Origin of the sequence: Streptomyces sp. GbtcB7 (genome assembly GCF_019091445.1) — a bacterium.
GTDB lineage: Bacteria > Actinomycetota > Actinomycetes > Streptomycetales > Streptomycetaceae > Streptomyces > Streptomyces mirabilis.
In genome coordinates, this window is record NZ_JAGXJM010000835.1 from 1 (window position 1) to 206 (window position 206).

At 73.3% G+C, this 206-nt stretch carries 1 protein-coding gene; it reads left to right on the forward strand.

Annotated elements, in window-relative coordinates:
* Window positions 1-206: biotin/lipoyl-binding protein (locus KVT44_RS57700; protein WP_217577291.1), on the forward strand; the 206-nt coding region annotated here is incomplete at both ends.

Below are 206 nucleotides of genomic sequence, written 5' to 3' on the forward strand. Positions count from 1 at the left end.
CGCCTCGAGGTCTCGCTGCCGTCCTCGCTGGGCATGTCCCTGGCCCGCACCGGCCTCGCGGCGGGCGCCAAGCCCAAACGCCGCGCGGCCAAGAAGTCCGGCCCGGTCGCCTCAGGCGACACGCTCGCGTCGCCCATGCAGGGCACGATCGTCAAGGTCGCGGTCGAGGAGGGCCAGGAGGTCAAGGAGGGCGACCTCGTCGTCGT